The following is a 19,599-nucleotide window of genomic DNA, read 5'->3' as shown; positions in this document are numbered from 1 at the left end:
GACGCAGGATCAGGAGGTGAGCTTGTAGACGGTGGTGTTGCCGGCTGCCGTGGCGGTGTAGTTGGCGGCCACCCAGCTTGCGATGTCGCTGTTGCCGCCGCCTATGCCCCCGCCGCCGCGGCCGCCCGGGACGTAGTACGCGATCCTGCCCTCGCTCACCCACGTCTTGAACTGGGCCAGGGTCGGTGCGGGGTCGCTGCCGTCCCAGCCGCCGATCGCGATGACCGACTTGCCTGTGGCCAGTTCCAGCTCGGCGGCGGTCTGGTCACCGGTCGTCGCCGCGGCCCACTGCGTCGTGGTCGACTTCAGCAGCGCGATCAGCTCGCTCTCCGCGCCCGACCGACCCCCGCCGCCGCCAGCAAAGCCAGAGCCAGTACCCGCGCCGTCGCCCGTGCTCGTGCCTGCGCCGCCGCCCGCAGTGCCCGGGCCCGTGCCGCTGCCAGTGCCCGTGTCGGCACTGCCGCCGCCCGCAAAGCCTGAGCCCGCGCCTGCGCCGCCGCCGGGGAGGCCGCCGCCGGGGAGGCCGAAGCCGCCGCCCATGCTCGACGACGTCGGGCCCGAGGTGGGGATCGAGCCGGTGTGCGGCTGGCCGGCGGTGGAGACGGCCCACGCCGTCGTGCCCGCGAAGGCCGACAGGAGCGCCGCCAGCGCGACCGCCACGCCCGCGCGCTTGCGCCACGGCAGCGGGGAGCGCGGCGACGGCGGGAGTGAGGCGAGCGCCACCGCCGCTGCGCCGCCCGTCACCAGGATTGTCCAGCGCAGCCACGGGGTCCAGGTGGCGTCGCGGGACAGCAGGGTGAAGTCCCACGCCGCGGTCACGAAGACCAGCGCGGCCAGGGTCAGGCGGGCCGGGAGCGCGGCGCGGGCGCGCCAGAGCTCGCGGCCGGCGATCGCGACCAGGGCGGCGATCGCCGGGGCCAGGGCGACCGTGTAGTACGGGTGGATGGTGCCCGACATGTAGCTGAAGACCAGGCCCGAGACCAGCAGCCAGCCGCCCCACACGATCAGCGCGGCGCGGGCGGTGTCGGTGCGGGGGGCGCGGCGGGTGAACCACAGGCCGGCGATCAGGGCGACGAGCGCGGCCGGGAGGAGCCAGCTGATCTCGGTGCCCATGCTGTCGCCGAAGAGGCGGGTGATGCCGGTGGCGCCGCCGAAGCCGACGTTCTGGAAACCGCCCCCGCCACCGCCTCCGCGGTTGCCGTCGCCGCCCAGGATGCGGCCCAGGCCGTTGTAGCCCAGGGCCAGCTCGAGGAGGCTGTTGTCGGTCGAGCCGCCGATGTACGGGCGGGACGACGCCGGCCACAGCGCCACCAGCGCCACGAACCAGCCCGCCGACACGACGAGCGCGGCGCCGGCGCTGAGCAGGTGCAGGAGGCGGCGGCCGAGCGTGGTGGGGGCGGCGATCAGGTACGCCAGGGCGAAGCCGGGCAGGACCAGCAGGCCCTGGAGCATCTTGGTCAGGAAGGCGAAGCCCAGCGCGGTCGCGGCCAGCGCCAGCCAGCCGGGCGCGGCCCGCTCCACGGCCCGGGTCGTGCAGTACGCGCCCGCCACCAGCAGCAGCGTCAGCAGCGCATCCGGGTTGTCGAAGCGGAACATCAGCACCGCGACCGGCGTGAGGGCCAGCGCCGCGCCCGCGAGGAGCCCCGCGGCCGCGCCGAAGTGGCGCTTCACCGTGGCGTACAGGAGGGCCACCGCGGCGACTCCTTCGAGTGCCTGCGGTACCAGGAGGCTCCAGCTGTTGAAGCCGAAGACGCGGCCCGACAGTCCCATGATCCACAGGGAGGCCGGCGGCTTGTCGACGGTGATGACGTTGCCGGCGTCGAGGGAGCCGAACAGCAGCGCCTTCCAGCTCTGCGTGCCGGCCTGGACGGCGGCGGCGTAGAAGCTGTTCGCGTAGCCGGAGTCGCCCAGGCGCCACAGGTACAGCACGCCGGTCAGCAGCAACAGGGCGGCCAGGGCCGGGCGTTGCCACACCGGGCGGGCCGCCGGCGGGGCCGGGGGCGGCGCGACTGCGGGCCGGGGCAGCGTCGTCGTGGTCATGGGGGGACTCTCCGGGACGGGCCTGGCGCGATCGTGGCAACAACCTGTACGCCGGCTGTGAACCGGTCAGCTCCGGGAGCGCGCCCGCACGTGGACGCGCTCGCCCTGGGGGCCGAAGAGGCTGAGGACCTCCGTGGCGTACGGGTGCGGGTTGCCGAACCAGTGCGGCACCCGGGTGTCGAACTCCACGGCCTCGCCCGACTGGAGCATCATGTCGTGCTCGCCGAGGACGAAGCGGAGGCGGCCGGCGAGGACGTACAGCCACTCGTACCCCTCGTGGGTCTGCGGCGTCGGCGTGTCGTCGGCGGGGGTGTTGGGCGGGAAGATGAGCTTGAACGCCATCGGCGCGCCCGGGCGCTGGGTGAGCGGGATGTGGGTGACGCCGTGGCGCACGACCGGTTTGGCGTGCACGCGCGGGTCGGCTGTGGGCTCGGCGCCGGCCAGGTAGTCAAGGGTGACGCCGTGGGCGCGGGCCAGGGGCAGCAGCAGCTCCAGCGTCGGGCGGCGGCCGCCGGACTCGAGGCGGGACAGGGTGCTCACGGAGATGCCGGTGTCGGCGGCCAGGGCGGTGAGCGTGACGCCGCGCTGTTCGCGCAGGTGGCGCAGGCGGGGGCCGAAGTCCATGTCACCAGTTTGCCATTCCGGCAAAGAAGCTTGCCAGGACCGCAGCGGCGGTGGAGCGTTGGGGCCATGAGCGAGCGATACGACGTGATTGTCATCGGCGGCGGCGCGGCCGGGCTGAGCGGTGCATTGACCCTGGGCCGGGCCCGCCGGCGGGTGCTTGTCATCGACGGCGGGCGGCCCCGCAACGCCCCCGCCGAGGGGGTGCACAACTACCTCGGCCGGGAGAACACCGCCCCCGGCGAGCTGCTGCGGATCGGGCGGGAGGAGGTCCGCCGCTACGGCGTCGAGATCGTCGACGACACGGTGGTCCGGGCCTACCGCGACGGGGCCGGGCTGCGGGTCGAGCCGGCCGGCGGCGGCGGGTTCACCGCCCGGCGGCTGCTCGTCACCACCGGCGTCGTCGACGAGCTGCCGGACATCCCGGGCCTCGCGGACGGCTGGGGCCACTGGGTGCTGCACTGCCCGTACTGCCACGGCTGGGAGGTCCAGGACCGCCCCATCGGCATCATCGCCACCAGCCCCATGGCCGTGCACGCCGCGACGCTGTGGCCGCAGTGGACCGGCGACCTGATCCTGTTCACGAACGGTCAGCACATTGAGCCGGCACCGGCGAACGTCAAGGTTGTCGACGGCGTCGTGACGAAGGTGGAGGCGCGGGGCGTCCACCTCGAAGGCGAGCGGTTCGTCCCGCGGGAGGCGATCGTCGTGCAGACGACCCTCGCGGCGACGGCGGACTTCCTCGACGAGCTCGGGCTCAAGCGCACACCCCTCGAGATGCAGGGCGTGACGGTGGCGCAGTACATCGCGGCCGACCCGACCGGCCGGACGGACGTGCCCGGCGTGTGGGTCGCCGGCAACATCGCCGACCCCATGGGCCAGGTCATCACCTCGGCCGCGGGCGGTATGAAGGCCGGCGCCGCGCTCAACATGGACCTGCTGCAGGAGCCGTAGGGCGCTACGGTGTGACGGTGAGCACCGGCGAGGAACGTGACGGGGTCGCGCTGACCAACCTCGACCAGCCCATCTTCGAGGGGGCCGGCGCGACCAAGCGCGACCTCGTCGACTACCTCGACGCCGTGCGCGACCGGATCATCCCGGTCCTGCGCGACCGGCCGCTGTCCGTCGTGCGGATCATGCGCGGGCAGGACAAGTTCATGCAGAAGAACGTCCCCAAGTACACGCCGGACTGGGTCAACACGGTCGACATGTGGGCCGAGACCTCCAAGCGGGACGTCACCTACGCCCTGTGCGACTCGCGCCGCACGCTGCTGTGGTTCGCCAACCAGCGGGCCGTGGAGTACCACCCCACGCTGGTGCGCGCCGACGACCTGGCGCACACCACGCACATGGTGCTCGACCTCGACCCGCCCGAGGGCGACGACTTCGGCCTGGTGGTGCGGGCGGCCGGGCTGATCCGCGAGACGCTCGACACCGCCGGCCTGGCCGGGGCGGTCAAGACCAGCGGCGCCAAGGGTATCCACATCTTCGTGCCGATCGAGCCGGCCCCGATGGAGGACGTGGCCGCGGCCACCCGCGCGATCGCCGCCCGGGCCGAGCGGCTCGACCCCGACCTGGCCACCACCGCGTTCATCCGCGACGACCGGCACGGCAAGGTGTTCCTGGACCCGACGCGGGTCGGCGGGGCCACTGTCGTGTGCGCGTACAGCCCGCGGCTGCGGCCCGGCTGCCCCGTCTCGTACCCGCTCGACTGGTCCGACCTCGGCGACGTCAGCCCGCGCGACTTCACGATCCACACCGCGCCCGCCCTGCTCGGCACCGCCGACCCGTGGGCCCGGCACATGCCCGCGCCGCAGAAGGTCCCGGCCGACCTGATCGCCGAGGGCCACACCATCCCGGTCCCGCGGGTGCAGGCCATGCACGAGGGCAAGCGCCGGGCCCGGGCCAAGCGGCAGGCGGACGGGTCCTGAGGAGAGCGCTCTCCGCGCCGTTCGGTAAGGTGCGAAGGTGAGTTCGGGGATTAGCGTCGAGGCACCTGCCAGCACCTCCGCCCGGCACTCGCTCGTACCGCTCGGCGTGATGTTCCTCTTCGTCGGCCTGTCGGTCGCCGTCGTCGGCCCGTTCCTGGCACTGTTCCTGAGCACCGAGGTGCGCGCCGCCCCCGCCCTCGTCGGCGCGTTCCTGGTCGCCGGGCCCCTGGCCTCGATGGTCTCCTCGTCGATCCTGGGCCGGCTCTCGGACCGGCGCCCGCTGCGCCGCCGGCTGCTGCTCACCGCCGCCCTCGCCGGATGCGCGGGCATGACGGCTACCGCGTTCATCCGGGAGTACTGGATCCTCCTGGTTCTGACGACGACCCTCACGGCGCTCAGCGGTTCGCTCTTCCCGCAGTCCTTCGCCTACGCCCGCGAGGTCCTGGCGCAGCGCGGCTCGACCCGGGCGGCGATGGCCACCAGCACCCTGCGGATGATGTTCTCGATCGCCTGGGTGGCCGGGCCGCCCATCGCCGCGCTGCTGCTGCAGGCCGGCGGGTTCCGGGTGCTCTACCTGACCGCCGCCGCCATGTACGCGATCGCCGCCGCCGTCGTGCTCCTGCGCCTCGAGGAGGTCTCGCCGCCGGCGCACGTCGAGCGACCACCGGCGCGCCGGGCCGGGCCCGTGGTGTGGTGCACGCTCGCGGCGATCGCCGTGATGCAGGCCGCGAGCACGCTCAACGTGCAGGCGATGTCGCTGTACCTCGGCCACGTCCTGCACGCCGAGGTGCGCGACGCCGGCCTGACCCTGGGCCTGTGCGCCGCCCTGGAGATCCCGCTGATGCTCGGCTTCGGGGCGCTGTCGGCCCGCTACCCGCTGCACCGCCTGATCGTCGTCGGCGCGGCCCTCGGCGTCGCGTACTACGCCCTGGTCAGCCTGGCCACACACAGCTGGCAGGTCGCCGCGCTGCAGGTGCTCAACGCGAGCTTCATCGCGGCCGTCCACGGCCTGGGCATCTCCTACGTGCAGGAGCTCCTCCCGGGCGAGCCGGGCCGAGCCGCCACCCTGGCCGCGAACGCCTTCCCGGTCGCCGCCCTCCTGTCCGGCCCGCTGCTGGGCCTGTCCGCCCAGCTCGGCTACCGCTACGCCTACGTCTGCGCCGCCGGGCTGTGCCTGCTCGGGTTCCTGCTCCTCACCGGCACAGCACAACGACGAACCACAAACGCCAGAGCCACAGGCTGAGGATTCCGAGGCCGCTTGCTCCCGCTCCGGTCAGCGGGCCGGAGACGGCTGGACAGGTGCCGACCCCGACTCAGACCCCGACCCCGGCACCGACCCCGGTACCGACCCGGACCCCGGCACCGACCCCGACCCGGACCCCGGCACCGACTCCGGCACCGGTCCTGGGCCTGGGCGGGGCGCCGATCGCACGGCCGTGGCCGCCGTCAGGACCGCCACCGCCGCCGGGAGCGCCGCCGCCAGCCAGAACGGCGCCGCGAGGCCGTGGCCGGCGATCGAGGTCGCCGCGGCCAGGCCGACCGCGCCGCCGATCTGCTGGGCGGTGTTGAGCAGGCCCGCGGCCACACCGGCGTCGCCGGCCGGGACGCCGTGCATGACCAGCAGCGTCATCGGCACGATGACCAGGCCCAGGCCCACCGCGCACACCAGCAGCGGCGGCAGCACGTCGCGGGCGTAGCTCCCGCCGGGCGCCAGCCGGGTCAGCCACACCATGGCCGCCGCGGCCAGCGCCAGGCCCGCGGGCACCAGCCGGTGCGGCCGGGCCCGCCCGCGGGCGACGACCCGGGCCACCAGCTGGGCGGTGAGCAGGAGCGTCGCGCTGAACGGGAGGTACTCCAGGCCCGCCCGGGCCGGGGCGGCGTGCAGGACGAGCTGCAGGTATCGGGAGCCGAAGTAGAACAGCACGAAGAACGTGGCACCCACCGTCGCCGCGGCCGCGAGACCGGTCAGGCGCCCTCCGCTTCGCTGCGGGCGCCCGACCGTCGAGCTGTGGCCCCTGATGACCGGCTCCTCCGCAGGCTCCGGACCGGTCATGCGCCCTCCGCTTCGCTGCGGGCGCCCGACCGTCGAGCTGTGGCCCCTGATGACCGGCTCCTCCGCAGGCTCCGGACCGGTCATGCGCCCTCCGCTTCGCTGCGGGCGCCCGACCGTCGAGCTGTGGCCCCTGATGACCGGCTCCTCCGCAGGCTCCGGACCGGTCATGCGGGCACCCGGGCGCAGCAGTGACAGCGGTAGCAGCGGCGCGGCCGCGCGGCGCTCGATTACCGCGAAGACGGCCAGCAGCCCGGCCGCGGCGGCCAGCGGCGCCAGGACCCCGGGGCTCGTCCAGCGGTCGGACCCGGCCCGGCTCAGCGAGTACACCAGCAGGGTCAGGGCGGTGGTGACGGTGACCGCGCCCGGCAGGTCGAGCGGGGTCCGGCGGCGGGGTGGCGCCGGGAGCAGCCTGACCCCGAGGGCCAGCACCGCCGCGCCGAGCGGGACGTTGACGAAGAACACCCAGCGCCACGAGAGGTACTGGGTGAGCAGGCCGCCGGCGATCAGGCCGGTCGCCGCGCCCACGCTGGACATCGCCGCGTAGACGGCCAGCGCCCGGGTCCGCGGGCCCGGCTCGGTGTAGGCGGTGTGGATGAGCGCCAGGATGCTCGGTGCGGCCGCGGCGGCGCCCAGGCCCTGGACGACCCGGGCGGCGATGAGCGCGGCGGCCGTCGTGGCGAACCCGCCGGCGAGCGAGGCCGCGGTGAACACGGCGATGCCGGCCAGGAAGACCGCGCGGCGGCCGAACAGGTCACCGGCCCGCCCGCCGAGCAGCAGCAGCCCGCCGAACGCCAGGTAGTAGCCCGTCACCGGCCACTGTGCGGCGCCGGGGGACAGGCCGAGGTCGCCGGCCACGGCGGGCAGGGCGATGTTCACGATCGTGCCGTCGAGCAGCACCATGAGCTGCGCGGCGCACAGCACGGCCAGCGGCGCGGCCTTCACGACGCCCGCCCGGCGTGGGCCCGGACCGTGGTGCCGTAGAGCGCGTGGTGGCGCCGGCGGTAGGCGGGCCACCACGAGAACCGGAAGAGCAGCCGGACCGGCACCGGGAACTCGGCCAGGGCGGCCGCGGCGAGCTGCGGGGTGCCGGCCGAGCAGAGCCAGCCGAAGAGGGCCGGGAGCAGCCGCCTGTCGTACCCGGCGACGACCTCCCGGCCGTGCTCGGTCCACTCCCGCGCGGTGTACGCCTGCAGCAGCAGCGGCACCGCGTCGCGCTCCTCGTCGTCGAGGTGGCGGCCCAGGGCCGCGTGCAGGCGGGCCGCGGCCCCGGCCCGCTCGGCCGCCGGCCGGGCCCGGTCGGCGAGGACGGCGACGTCGGCGTCGACCGCCTCGTGCTGCTCCTCGAGCGCGTCGAGCAGCGGGACGGACCGCGGGAACCGCTCGCGCAGCCGCGGCCACAGGGTGGTGTCCTCGTCGGTGTGGTGGTGGTGCAGGCAGGCGAGGACGAGCTCGACCTGCCGCTCGATCAGGGCCGCATGGGCGGCGTCGCGCGGGGCCGCCAGGACGGCGGCGAGCCGCCCGAACTCGGTGCGGAAGCCGGCGTGGGCCAAAAGGAACGCGGAGATGTCGGGTCGATCGGTCATGGTGGGCACCGTCGGCCCGCGGACTTGCGAAATTGTTGAGCCGGTGTTGTGCCGGGCCGGTGCAGTCCGATTCACGACGGCGACGGCCGCGGTACCGGAAGGCTAATGTGCATGATCGTGAACGACGGGCTGCGCATCGGCGTGCTCGGCGGGGTGAGCGCCGAGCGGCACGGCACGCCCGTCGACCTCGGCGGCCGGCGGCAGCGGGCCGTGCTCGCCCTGCTCGTCCTGGGGCGCGGATCGGTCCTGTCGGCCGACCGGCTGATCGGTGTGCTGTGGCCCGACGAGCCCCCGCCGAAGCCGCAGCCGGTGCTCCAGGCGTACGTCTCCCACCTGCGCCGCCTCCTGCAGCCCGACCTCCCGGCCCGGGCCCGCACCGGGCTGATCGTGAGCCGGCCGGCCGGGTACGCGCTGCAGCTGCCGCCGGACGCGGTCGACGCCTGGCGGTTCGAGCGGGCGGCCACCGACGCGGCGGCCGCGCTCGACGGCGGCGACGCGGGCCGGGCCCGGGCCCTCGCCGAGGAGGCCCTCGGCTGGTGGGGCGGCGAGCCCTACGCCGACTACCCGGACGCGCCGTGGGCCCAGGCCGAGCGGGTGCGCCTGCTGGAGCTGCACGGGGTGGCCCGGGAGACCCGGATGGCCGCGCGGCTGGGCCTGGAGCCGCCGGCCGGGCTGGTAGCGGAGCTGGCCGAGCTCGCCGAGGAGGCGCCGCTGCGGGAGCGGCGCTGGCGGATGCTGGCGCTGGCCCTCTACCGCGCGGACCGCCAGGCGGAGGCGCTCGCGGCCCTGCGCCAGGCCCGCGACACGCTGCGCGACGAGTTCGGGCTGGACCCGGGCCCGGCCCTGCGCAAGCTGGAGGCCGACATCCTGCGGCACAACCTGGCGCCGGTGGCCCCGCCCGCCCCGGCCCGGCGGCGGGTGCACGGCCGCGACGACGAGCTCGGCCGGCTGCGGCGGGCGGTCGCGGACCGGCGGTTGGTCCTGCTGTCCGGCCCGGCCGGCGCCGGCAAGACCGCGCTGCTCGAGGCGCTGGAGCCGGCCGCGGTGTGGGGCCGCTGCCCGGAGGCCGACGGCGCGCCGCCGCTGCTGCCCTGGGCCGAGGTGCTGCGGCGCATCCGGGGCGCGCAGGCCGTGCCCGAGCTCGCGCCGCTGCTGCGCGACGAGCCCGGCACCGCCGACATCGAGCCGCACCGGCTCCGGCAGGCGGTGGCGTCGTTCCTGCGGGCGGTACCGGACCCGGCTCCGCTCGTCTTCGACGACCTGCACTGGGCCGACCGGGCCACCCTGGACCTGCTGGTGCACGTCGCCGCGGCCGGGGACGTCCCGCTCATCGCCGCCTACCGGCCGGAGTCGCCACCGGCCCCGCTGACCGCGGCCCTGGCCCGCCTGGCCCGGCTGCACCCGGAGCACCTGCGGCTGCCGCCCCTCGACGCGGGCGCTGTCGCCGCGATCGTGCGCGACACGGCCCCCGGGGCGCCGGTCGGCACCGTCGTGCGCCGGGCCGAGGGCAACCCGTTCTACGCCGTCGAGCTGGCCCGGCTGCTCGGCGGCGGCGCGCCCGGCGACGAGATTCCGGCCGGCGTCTCCGACGTGGTCCGGCACCGGGTGGCGCTGCTGCCCGGCTCCGCGCCGACGGTCCTCAAGGTGGCCGCGGTCGCCGGCCGCGACCTCGACGTGGAGCTGCTCGTGGCGACGGCCGGCACCGACGAGGACGCGGTCCTCGACGCGATCGACGCCGGGCTCATGGCGGGCCTGCTCGTCGCCGACGACGGCCCGCTGCGCTTCGCGCACGCCCTGGCCCAGGAGGCGCTCTACGCCCAGGTGTCCCCGGTGCGCCGGGCCCGCTGGCACGCGCTGATCGCCGCCGAGCTGGAGCGCCGCGGCGGCGCCGAACCGGCCTCCCTGGCCCGCCACTACGGCAGCGCGGGCGACGGCTTCGCGGCCGCGGCGGCGCCGGCCGCGGCGGCCGCGGCCCGCCTGGCCGAGCACCGCGGCGCCCACGCCGACGCGGCGGTGCTGTGGCGGCAGGCGGCGACCGCGGCCACGACGGCGGGCCGCCCGCCCGAGGAGCAGGTCACCCTGCTGCTGGCGTGGTGCGGCTCCCTGCTCCGGCAGGGCGCGAACGCCGAGGCCGAGCGGGTCCGCGCCGCGGCGATCGCGGTGGCCCGCGCGGCCGCCGGCGGGCACCTCCCGGCCGGCGGGCCCGGCCCGGCCGGTGGGCCGCTCTCGGCCGGTGAGCGGCTGCTGGCCCGCGCGATCACCGAGGGTGCGGTGCCAGCGCTGTGGATGCACCGGGCGTACCTGCGCCGCGACGCCGGCCTGGTCGCCGAGATCGAGGCGCTGCTGGCCCGCGACGGCCTCGGCGACGACGAGCGGTGCCGGCTGCTGTGCGTGCTGCTCAGCGAGACCGAGGACGCCGGCCCGGGGGAGCATCGAGCCCGGCGCGACCTGGGCCTGGCCGCCGAGACCCTGGCCGAGCGGGCCGGGGACCCGGCGCTCATCGGCCTGGCGGCGGCCGCGCGGCTGCGCCTGACGTACGGCGATGCCCGCCCCGAGCGCGCCCGCCTGGCCGGCCGCCTGCTGGCCACCGGCCACGACCTCGTGGGCTGGCAGGCCATGGTGCAGGTGGCCGCCGCCCGCGGCGCATCCGCCGACCTCGACACGGCGATCGCCACCGTCGAGAGCCTGGCCGAGCGCTACCAGCTGGGCGCCGGCCGCCTCACCGCCCTGGCCGGCCGCGGCCTGCAGCACTCGATAGCCGGCCGCTTCACCGAGGCCGAGGCGGCCTACCTGGAGCTCGCCGCCGCGATGGAGCGCGCGGCCGCCCACCACGGTGACGCGCTGTCGTTCGTCTGCCGGCTCTGCCTGTCGGAGGCGTCCGGCCGGGGCCGCCCCGCGCTCCTGGAGGAGCTGCCGCAGCTGTACTCCACCATCCCCGCCATGACCCGCGAGCCGCACGCCCACCTGCTGGCCGCCACCGGCCGCACGGCGGCGGCCCGGGCGGTCTGGCAGCCGGACCAGGAGTTTCCCGACGACTTCCTGGCGCCGATCTGGCACGCCCTGCGCATCACGACAGCGGTGGCCCTCGACGCCCCGGAGGTCGCCGACCGCGCCGTCAGGGCCCTGACGCCGCTGGCCGGCGAGCTCTGCGGCGCCGCGTCGGGGTCGATGACGCTGGCCCCGGTCGCGCACTACCTGGGCGATGCCGCGCTCCTGCTGGCTCGCCCCGCGGAGGCCGCCGACCACTACCGGCACGCCGTCGCCGTGGCGACAGCGGCCGGCGCCGCACACTACGCGGCCCGCGCCGACGCCGCGCTACGCCGCCTGGGGATGTCCGCCAGGCGCGGCGGCGGTGCCGCCGGCGCCGCCCCGACCGGCGCTGCCCCGGCGGGTGGAGCAGGCGCGTAAATGGGGTGCCGGCAGCAGGCGCGGCTGTTAGCGTGCGGCCCATGACCACCACGACGCATGCCCTGATCCGGGCGGCCTTCGCGCCGGCTTCGCGGTTGCGCATCCGGCGTCGTGCCCTGGTCTGCCCGGCCGCCTGACGCTCGTCGGCATCACGGCCGCATCCAATCCAGTGCAGTTCCGGGGCCCTTTCGCGTCCGCATCCGTGCTTGCGAACCAGGGGAACCTCGACAATGTCCCACTCTCGTGCTGCCCACCCGCGGGCCCGGCGGGTCTTCGGGCAGAACTTTCTGGCTGACCCCGCGGCCGTCCGCCAGGTCGTCGCCGCGGCCCGGATCGCACCCGGCACGCTCGTCGTGGAGGTCGGAGCCGGCCGTGGTGTGCTCACCGCCGAGCTGCTGCGCCACCGCGCGCGGGTCATCGCCTACGAGGTCGATCCGGCCATGGCAGCGGCGCTGCCCGAGCATCGGCGCCTCACCGTCCGGCCGCAGGACTTCCTCGGGGCGCATCCGCCGCGGGAGGCGTTCGCGGTCGTGGGCAACATCCCGTACGCGCTCACGTCGGCCGTCGTCGGCTGGTGTCTGGCCGCGCCCGGGCTGGTGTCGGCGACGCTGCTGACGCAGCTGGAGTACGCCCGGAAGCGGGCCGGGGACTACGGGCGCTGGTCGCGGCTGACGGTGGCGACGTGGCCGGTGTTCGACTGGTACCTCGCCGGGAGGGTGGCCCGCACGGCGTTCCGGCCCGTTCCGCGGGTCGACGGCGCAGTGCTGCGCCTGGTCCGGCGGGCCGTGCCACTCGTGGATCCGCGGGGCCTCGGGCAGTACCAGGACATCGTGCGGCTGGGCTTCAGCGGCGCCGGGGGATCACTGCATGCGTCACTGACCCGCCGGTATCCGGCCCGGCGGCTCGACCCGGCGTTCCGGGCGCTGCGGCTCGATCCCCGCACACCCGTCGGGCTGGTCTGGCCGGAGCAGTGGCTGAGCCTGCACCGGCTGTTGCAGGCCAACCGGTGACAGGGCCGCGCGGAGGAGCTGTGGGCGGGCCGGCAACCGAGTCGCCGGCCCGACCACGGTGGGGTTACCGCCCGCGCAGCGCCCGGTAGCGGCCGACGAGGCCCGCCGTCGAGGAGTCCAGCGCGGACAGGTCCGGGCTGTCGGAGGTCAGGGCCGGCTCGATCCGCTTGGCGAGGACCTTGCCGAGCTCGACGCCCCACTGGTCGAACGAGTCGATGTCCCAGACGGCGCCCTGGACGAAGACCTTGTGCTCGTACAGCGCGATGAGCTGACCGAGCACGTGCGGGGTGAGCTCGTTGGCCAGGATCGTGGTCGTCGGGCGGTCGCCGCGGAACGTGCGGTGCGGCACCTCGGCCTCGGCCACGCCCTCGGCCGCCACCTGCTCCGACGGCTTGCCGAATGCGAGGGCCTGGCCCTGGGCGAACAGGTTGGCCATGAGCAGGTCGTGCTGGCCGCCGAGGGGGCCGAGCTCGGCGACGGGCCGGGCGAAGCCGATGAGGTCGGCCGGGATCAGCGTGGTCCCCTGGTGGATGAGCTGGTAGTAGGCGTGCTGGCCGTTGGTGCCGGGGGTGCCCCACACGACCGGGCCGGTCTGCCACTCCACGGGGTTGCCCTCGCGGTCGACGGACTTGCCGTTGGACTCCATGTCCAGCTGCTGCAGGTACGCCGTGAACTTCGACAGGTAGTGGCTGTACGGCAGGACGGCGTGGGTCTGCGCGTCGTGGAAGTTGCGGTACCAGATGCCGAGCAGGCCCAGGAGCAGCGGCGCGTTGTACTCCGGCGGTGCGGTGCGGAAGTGCTCGTCCATCTGGTGGAAGCCCGCGAGCATGGCCCGGAAGCCCTCGGGGCCGAGCGCGATCATCAGGGAGAGGCCGATGGCGGAGTCGTAGGAGTACCGGCCGCCGACCCAGTCCCAGAACTCGAACATGTTCGTCGTGTCGATGCCGAACTTGGCGACCTCGGCGGCGTTCGTCGACACGGCCACGAAGTGCTTGGCCACGGCCGCGTCGTCGCCGAGCGCGTCGAGCAGCCACCGGCGGGCCGCGGTGGCGTTGGTGATCGTCTCGATAGTCGTGAACGTCTTCGACGACACGATGAACAGCGTCCTGGCCGGGTCGGCGTCGCGGAGGGCCTCGTGCAGGTCGGCGCCGTCGACGTTGGAGACGAACTTGAACGTCAGCGAGCGGTCGGTGAAGGCCCGCAGCGCCTCGTAGGCCATGGCCGGGCCCAGGTCGGAGCCGCCGATGCCGATGTTGATCACGGTGCTGATGGTTTCGCCGGTGTAGCCCTTCCAGTCCCCGGAGCGGACCCGGTCCGCGAAGGCCGACATCCGGTCGAGCACCGCGTGGACCTTCGGCACCACGTTCTCGCCGTCGACGATGATCTCCGCGTCGCGGGGGGCCCGCAGCGCGGTGTGCAGGACGGCCCGGTGCTCCGTGAAGTTGATCTTTTCGCCGCGGAACATCGCGTCGCGCAGCTCGAACACCCCGCGCGCGGCCGCGAGCTCCTGCAGCAGCCGCAGCGTCTCGTCGGTGACGAGGTGCTTGCTGTAGTCGAGGTAGAGGTCGCCGACCTGCACGGTGAGCCGGGTGCCCCGCTCGTCGTCTTCGGCGAACAGGTCGCGCAGGTGAACCTCTCCGAGCTCCGCGCGGTGCTTGGTCAGCGCGGCCCACTCGGGCAGATGGTTGAGCCGAGGCATCAGGAAACAACTCCTAGCGAGTCAGCGTGGTGACACTCCACTGGCTGATTCTGCCCCTTTCGATTCCGTCTCGCCGTCGGTGTCCCGATCTCGCCGTCCGCGCAGCCCCGCCACGACGGCCGCCGCCGTCGCAAGGGCGACGATCAGCAGCACAAGATTCGTCGGTACCGCGAAGAGCTTCAGCGCGCTCGCGATGAGCACGATCACCAGGGCGGCCCGCACCACGCCGGCCGGTGCCCGCGAGGAGAGCCGGGCCCCGATCAGGACGCCGGGGACCGACCCGATGAGCACGGCGGCGGCCAGGTCGAGCTTCAGGTCCCCGAACAGCGCGTGCCCGAGCGCGGCCGAGATCACCAGCGGGATGGCCTGCACCAGGTCGGTCCCGACGAGGTCGCGCGGGGCGAGGGCCGGGTAGAGGGCGAGCAGGATCACGATGATCAGCGACCCGGACCCGACGGACGTCATGCCCACGACGAGCCCGCCGACCGCCCCGAGCAGCAGCGTCGGGACGGGCCTGACGACGACGGCCGCGGTACCGTCGCCGCGGCTGCGGTCCCGGCGGTAGTGCTTGATCAGCAGCCCGGCGACGGCGAGGAGCAGCGCCACCCCGAGCGCGATGCGCACCACGTCCTGCACACCGTCTCCGCCGCCGATGGCCCGCATGAGCAGCACGCCGAGGAACGCGCTGGGCACGCTGCCGAGGCACAGCCACCGCACCAGCCCCCAGTTGACGGACCCGCGCCGGGCGTGCACCCACCCGCCGAACGGCTTCATGACGGCCGACGCGGCCAGGTCACTGGACACGGCGGCGAGCGGCGGCACCCCGAAGAACAGCACGAGGATCGGCGTCATGAGGGCCCCGCCCCCCATGCCGGTCAACCCGACGATGACACCGACCCCAAGCCCGGCGAAGGCCAGCAGCGGATCCATTCGCAGGAGTCTTGCCGATAATCTCGACTTTGTCCACTAACTAGGTCGACAAAGCGGAGAAGGTCACCCGGCGGCGGTGTTTGGTGATCACCGGTCGGGTAGTGGGCGGCCGTGCTGACGAACCTTGCCCACCTGGACTCGCTGCGGGTCCGTATCGTGCCGCCGGTGACCGCCGGGCACACCACGTACCGGCTCGACGACGAGCCGCACGTCGAGGTGGTGTGGACCTACGCCGAGCGGGACGCCGGCGGCGGCTTCCGGGCCGTGGGCGGCGGGGAGCCGAACGCCGCCGGGGGATACGGCCAGGGCGCGTTCAACGCCGACGACATCGCGCGGGCGGCGGTGGTCTACACCCGGCACTGGCGCGCGACGGGCGCCTCGACCAGCCGGGACGCGGCCCGGCAGCTGCTGCGCGGGCTGTGTTTCCTGCAGACGGTGCCCGCCGACGACACCGATCCGCGGTCCGGGAACGTGGTGCTGTGGCAGCAGCCCGACGGCCGGCTCAACCCGCGCGCGCTGCCCGTGGAGGACCCCGACCCGTCGGACTCGGGGGAGTCGGCCTGGCTCGCCCGGACGATCTGGGCGCTCGGGGAAGGGGCCGCGGCGTTCGGCGGCGACGACGACGGGTTCGCGGCGTTCCTGCGCCGGCGGCTCGGCCTGGCCCTCGGGGCGGTGCGGCGGCAGGTGCTCGCGCGGTACGGGCAGTGGCGGCCCGTCGACGACACGGCCACGCCCGCCTGGCTCATCGCCGATGGTGCCGATCTGACCGGCGAGGCGCTGCTCGGGCTGTGCGAGTACACCCGCAGCAACGCGGGCGACGACGACGCGCGCAAGGTGCTCGAGCAGCTCGCCGAGGGGGTGGCCGCCATGCGCACCGGGACGCCGTGGACGTGGCCGTTCGGGGCGGTGCTGCCGTGGGGCCTGTCGCGCACCGAGTGGCACGGGTGGGCCGGCCTGGCCCCGGGGGCGCTCGCCCAGGTGTACGCGGTGTGCGGGGACCTCGGCGCCCGGGACGCGGCGCTCGCCGATGCGGCGTCGTTCACGCCGTATCTGCTGGTCGGCGGCGGGCCGGACAACCTGCGGGCCGGGCTGCCCGGGGCCCGCGACGCGCTGACGCTCGACGGGGTGCAGCTCGCCTACGGGGCGCACTCGCGGGTCGAGTCGCTGCTGGCGACCGCGCGGGCCACCGGCCGCCCGGCGCTGCGGACCCTGGCCGGGGTCGCCGGGTCGTGGTTCTTCGGCAACAATCCGGCCGGGGCGCCGATGTACGACCCGGACACCGGCGTCACCTGCGACGGGATCGACCGGCCGGGCGGGCGGGGGGTCGTGCACCGCGACGCCGGGGCCGAGTCGACGATCCACGGCCTGCTGGCGATGCTCGCCCTCGACGCCGAGCCCGAGGTGGCCGCCGTCGCCCGGATCGCCCGGCCCGTCGCCCGCACCGACGGGGCCGAGCTGCACACCCTGGACCTGAGCGGGCCCGGCGGCGGGCACCTGACGCTGCTGCGCAGCCTGGCCACGAGCACCCGGACGGCCGACGTCGACGTGCCCGGCCCCGCTCCGGCGGTCGTGAGCGTCAACGACCCGGCCGGGCAGGAGCTGGAGCACTACACGACGACCGCGGGCCGGGTCCGGGTCCTGGTCGCGGCGGGCGGGTTCACGACCGTGGCGCAACTGCCGAGCTGACCGCGGGGCGCCGACGTATCGTCGGAGGGGTGATCGAGGACGCCCAGCTGCTGGCCATGAGCCCGCAGGAGCGCGAGGAGCTGGCCCGGCGGCTGGCGGCACTGCGGACCCGGCCGGGCAACGAACGGGCGCGGCGGCGGTTCGTCATCGTGATCGGTGTGGCGAGTGTGCTGATGATCCCGTGGATGATCGCGCTCGCGATCCGGCTGCCGCCGCAGTACCTCGCCGGGAACTGGGACCTGACCTGGGTCGGGTTCGACGCCGCCCTCGCGGTCGCCCTCGCGGTCACGGCCTGGGCGGCGCTGCGGCGGCGGCAGATCGTCGTCCTCGCCGCGCTGGTGAGCGGGACGCTGCTGTCCTGTGACGCCTGGTTCGACATCATGACCGCGTCCGGCCCCGACCGGTGGATCAGCCTGGCCACCGCGTTCGCCGTCGAGCTGCCGCTGGCCGGGTGGCTGCACTTCGTCTCCTACCGCCTGGTGCGGCGCCGGATGTCGCCCGGCGCCGCACTGTGGCGGCAGTCGGTGCAGTAGCCCGCTACGGCCGGCGGTCCACCGAGACCGCGGCCGCGGCCGTGTCGACCTGCAGCGCGTAGCGGTCGGCGGCGCTCGCGTAGTCGGGGGCCGTCGCCATCACCGCGGGGCCGGACACGTTCTTGGTGACCTTGTCGTCGAGGCGGACCTCGCCGACGGTGCCCTTGTCGGCCAGGGTCAGCTGGGCCGGGATGCCGGTGGGGGCGTGCACGGCGAGCCGCCCGACCCCGCCGACGTGGATGTTCATCGTGCCCTCGGCCTTCGGGACCGTCACGTCGAGCTCCTGCACGCCGGCCTTGACCTCGATCCCGGTGAGGTGGCCGTTGGCGAAGTCGACGACCTGGCGCAGCCCGCCGCCGGCCAGCGTGAGCGTCCACTTGACCTTGTCGTTGAGATACACGTGGACCGTCGCCTGCCCGGCGATCTCGGTGCCGGTCAGCGACAGCTGCACCGTGTCCCCGTTCTCCCCGGCGACCGGCGCGACCTTGCTGCCGGGCAGCGTCGAGGCCCGGTACAGCAGCTGGTCGAGCGGCTCCGCGTGGATGATCACGGACTCGGCCCCGCTCTGCACCTCCAGCGTCGCCGCCTGCCGGTTGCCCAGCGCCCCCTCGACGCTGTGCACGGTCTCGGCCGGCGGCGGGGGAGGGTCGCCCTGCTGCGTGACGAACACGATCGCCCCGATCACGGCGACGATGGCCACGAACCCGATGGCGTAGCGCCACTTCGGGGCGAGACCACCGGTACCGCTGCGGCGGGGCTCCTCCGGCGGCGGGTCGAGGTTCGGCGGGGCGGCGGCGTGCCGGACACGGGTGCCGCCGGAAGGCGAGTGCGTCACGAGGACCTCGAAATGTCGGGGCGGCGCCCGGGGTGCGGGCGCCGCCGTACGGGGATGATCAGGGGCTGGTGCAGGTCAGCGTGGGTGCGGTGGCCGGTGCGGTCCCGGTGGCGTTGAAGCCGAACGACGTCGTGGCGTTGGGTCCGAGCACCTTGTTCCAGTCGACGTTCGTCACCGCCGGATTCGGTGGCTGCGCGGTGAGCGTGCCGTTCCAGGGCGCGCCGTCGAAGCCCTGCCCGCCGGTGTACGTCCAGCGGACGGTCCAGCCGTTGAGGGTGGCCGTGCCGTTGTTCTTCACCGTGACGTTCACCTGGAAGTGCCCGGCCCAGTTGCTCGGCTGCAGCGCCCAGGTCGCGGAGCACCCGCTGCCGCCGCCACCGGTGCTCGGCGACGACGAGGCCGACCGGGAGGGCGACGAGGACACCGAGCGCGAGGCCGACGCCGAGGCGGACGCGGACCGCGACGGTGAGGCGGACGCCGAGGCCGAGCGCGAGGCCGACGGGGAGGTGCTCGGGTTGTTGCCCTTGACCCCTGTCACCTCGCCGTTGCCGCCGTCGAAGACGACGTCGGAGCAGCTGAAGAAGTTCTCCTGGCTGTCCGAGCGGACCCATTGGATGTACAGGATGTGCCGCCCGCTCTTGCCGGTGGGCAGCGTCTGGTTCCAGTAGTAGTAGTTCAGGCCGCCGGGCCCGCCGGACTGCGGCGGGTCGGTGACGCTCCCGAACGACTCGAGGTCCGACCACTTCAGCGGGCTCGTCGGGTCCCAGCCGTTCTTGGTGACGTAGAGCCGGAACGTGCCGGGGTGCGCGGCCCAGTTGCTGTAGTGCAGCTGGATCGACGCGCCCGACGTCAGGTGGGTCGTGGGCCAGTCGGTGCGGGCGGCGTTGTACGCGGCGTACTTCGTGGTGCCGGCGCCGCAGATCTCGCCGTCGTTGATGTAGCCGGTGGTGCGCCCGCCCGCGTCGGAGCGCAGGACCCCGAACCAGTCGTAGAGCGGCTGCTGGCCGCCCTGGGCCACCGCGTCGGCGCACGCCGGGTTCGTCGGCGCGATCGTGCCGTTGGCCTGCAGGCTGTCGACGTAACACAGATAGGTGCGGCTGCCCGGGACGAGCGCGACGCCGTGGGCCTGCGCGGTGCCGGGTGCGACCAGGACGGCCGCGACGAGTGAAGCGGCGGCGACCACGGTGGGCCACAGCGCGCCTCTGGCGATCCTTGCCAAGGGGTACCTCCTCGAGTTCGGGGCGCGGCAGAGTTGCTCGGCTCCCACGAG

At 74.9% G+C, this 19,599-nt stretch carries 15 protein-coding genes; 7 read left to right on the top strand and 8 right to left on the bottom strand.

The genetic code is table 11. From position 1 onward, the window contains the following. Nucleotides 1-9: 9 nt before the first annotated feature. Together Dvina_RS34730 and Dvina_RS34725 are read right to left on the bottom strand one after the other, a co-directional pair. A complete protein-coding gene (locus Dvina_RS34730) occupies nt 10-2,040 on the bottom strand; it encodes a glycosyltransferase family 39 protein (protein WP_223093500.1) in 2,031 nt (676 codons plus the stop codon). 66 nt (nt 2,041-2,106) lie between these two features. After that, nucleotides 2,107-2,664, bottom strand: a complete 558-nt coding sequence (locus tag Dvina_RS34725; protein WP_223093499.1) for a helix-turn-helix domain-containing protein — start codon at nt 2,662-2,664, stop codon at nt 2,107-2,109. Nucleotides 2,665-2,730: 66 nt separating this feature from the next. Between Dvina_RS34725 and Dvina_RS34720 the strand changes: the two genes are divergently transcribed. The 3 genes from Dvina_RS34720 to Dvina_RS34710 are packed head-to-tail and all read left to right on the top strand — an operon-like array spanning nt 2,731 to nt 5,835. Continuing rightward, the gene (locus Dvina_RS34720; RefSeq protein ID WP_223093498.1) at nt 2,731-3,615 is read left to right on the top strand and encodes an NAD(P)/FAD-dependent oxidoreductase; all 885 of its coding nucleotides are present in this window, start codon (nt 2,731-2,733) and stop codon (nt 3,613-3,615) included. A 17-nt stretch (nt 3,616-3,632) separates the two neighbouring features. Then, nucleotides 3,633-4,592: a DNA polymerase domain-containing protein gene (locus tag Dvina_RS34715; RefSeq protein ID WP_223093497.1), complete on the top strand. Its 960-nt coding sequence runs from the start codon at nt 3,633-3,635 to the stop codon at nt 4,590-4,592. Between the two features lie 37 nt (nt 4,593-4,629). Further along, complete coding sequence (locus Dvina_RS34710) at nt 4,630-5,835, top strand: MFS transporter (protein ID WP_246655516.1); 1,206 nt, start codon at nt 4,630-4,632, stop codon at nt 5,833-5,835. A gap of 30 nt (nt 5,836-5,865) precedes the next feature. On the opposite strand, the gene Dvina_RS34705 is transcribed toward Dvina_RS34710, so the two are convergent. Next, a complete protein-coding gene (locus Dvina_RS34705) occupies nt 5,866-7,587 on the bottom strand; it encodes an MFS transporter (protein WP_223093496.1) in 1,722 nt (573 codons plus the stop codon). Continuing rightward, the gene (locus Dvina_RS34700; RefSeq protein ID WP_223093495.1) at nt 7,584-8,228 is read right to left on the bottom strand and encodes a hemerythrin domain-containing protein; all 645 of its coding nucleotides are present in this window, start codon (nt 8,226-8,228) and stop codon (nt 7,584-7,586) included. The genes Dvina_RS34705 and Dvina_RS34700 overlap by 4 nt, the downstream gene beginning before the upstream one ends. Nucleotides 8,229-8,339: 111 nt before the next feature. Between Dvina_RS34700 and Dvina_RS34695 the strand changes: the two genes are divergently transcribed. Together Dvina_RS34695 and erm are read left to right on the top strand one after the other, a co-directional pair. After that, nucleotides 8,340-11,636, top strand: a complete 3,297-nt coding sequence (locus Dvina_RS34695; protein WP_223093494.1) for an ATP-binding protein — start codon at nt 8,340-8,342, stop codon at nt 11,634-11,636. Nucleotides 11,637-11,866: 230 nt separating this feature from the next. Further along, entirely contained in the window at nt 11,867-12,646 is a 780-nt protein-coding gene (erm, locus tag Dvina_RS34690; RefSeq protein ID WP_223093493.1) for an ErmE/ErmH/ErmO/ErmR family 23S rRNA (adenine(2058)-N(6))-methyltransferase, read from the top strand. 64 nt (nt 12,647-12,710) lie between these two features. Here the strand turns inward: erm and pgi are convergent, their stop codons facing one another. Together pgi and Dvina_RS34680 are read right to left on the bottom strand one after the other, a co-directional pair. Continuing rightward, nucleotides 12,711-14,345, bottom strand: coding sequence for a glucose-6-phosphate isomerase (pgi, locus tag Dvina_RS34685; protein ID WP_223093492.1), 1,635 nt, complete (start codon nt 14,343-14,345; stop codon nt 12,711-12,713). Nucleotides 14,346-14,366: 21 nt separating this feature from the next. Beyond that, nucleotides 14,367-15,275, bottom strand: coding sequence for a sulfite exporter TauE/SafE family protein (locus tag Dvina_RS34680; RefSeq protein WP_223093491.1), 909 nt, complete (start codon nt 15,273-15,275; stop codon nt 14,367-14,369). A 111-nt stretch (nt 15,276-15,386) separates the two neighbouring features. On the opposite strand from Dvina_RS34680, the gene Dvina_RS34675 reads away from it, so the two are divergent. Then, nucleotides 15,387-16,961 (top strand): hypothetical protein, encoded by a 1,575-nt coding sequence (locus Dvina_RS34675; protein ID WP_223093490.1) that lies wholly within the window; start codon nt 15,387-15,389, stop codon nt 16,959-16,961. Between the two features lie 29 nt (nt 16,962-16,990). Continuing rightward, on the top strand, nt 16,991-17,494 hold the full coding sequence (locus Dvina_RS34670) for a hypothetical protein (protein WP_223093489.1): 504 nt from the start codon (nt 16,991-16,993) through the stop codon (nt 17,492-17,494). A 4-nt stretch (nt 17,495-17,498) separates the two neighbouring features. On the opposite strand, the gene Dvina_RS34665 is transcribed toward Dvina_RS34670, so the two are convergent. Next, nucleotides 17,499-18,329 (bottom strand): hypothetical protein, encoded by an 831-nt coding sequence (locus Dvina_RS34665; RefSeq protein ID WP_223093488.1) that lies wholly within the window; start codon nt 18,327-18,329, stop codon nt 17,499-17,501. Between the two features lie 58 nt (nt 18,330-18,387). Next, complete coding sequence (locus Dvina_RS34660) at nt 18,388-19,548, bottom strand: lytic polysaccharide monooxygenase (protein WP_246655515.1); 1,161 nt, start codon at nt 19,546-19,548, stop codon at nt 18,388-18,390. Nucleotides 19,549-19,599: the final 51 nt, after the last annotated feature.

This window comes from Dactylosporangium vinaceum, assembly GCF_019904175.1.
Taxonomy (GTDB): Bacteria; Actinomycetota; Actinomycetes; order Mycobacteriales; family Micromonosporaceae; genus Dactylosporangium; species Dactylosporangium vinaceum.
Note: the sequence above shows the minus strand (reverse complement) of the source record. Positions and strands in the feature narration are given on the sequence as shown.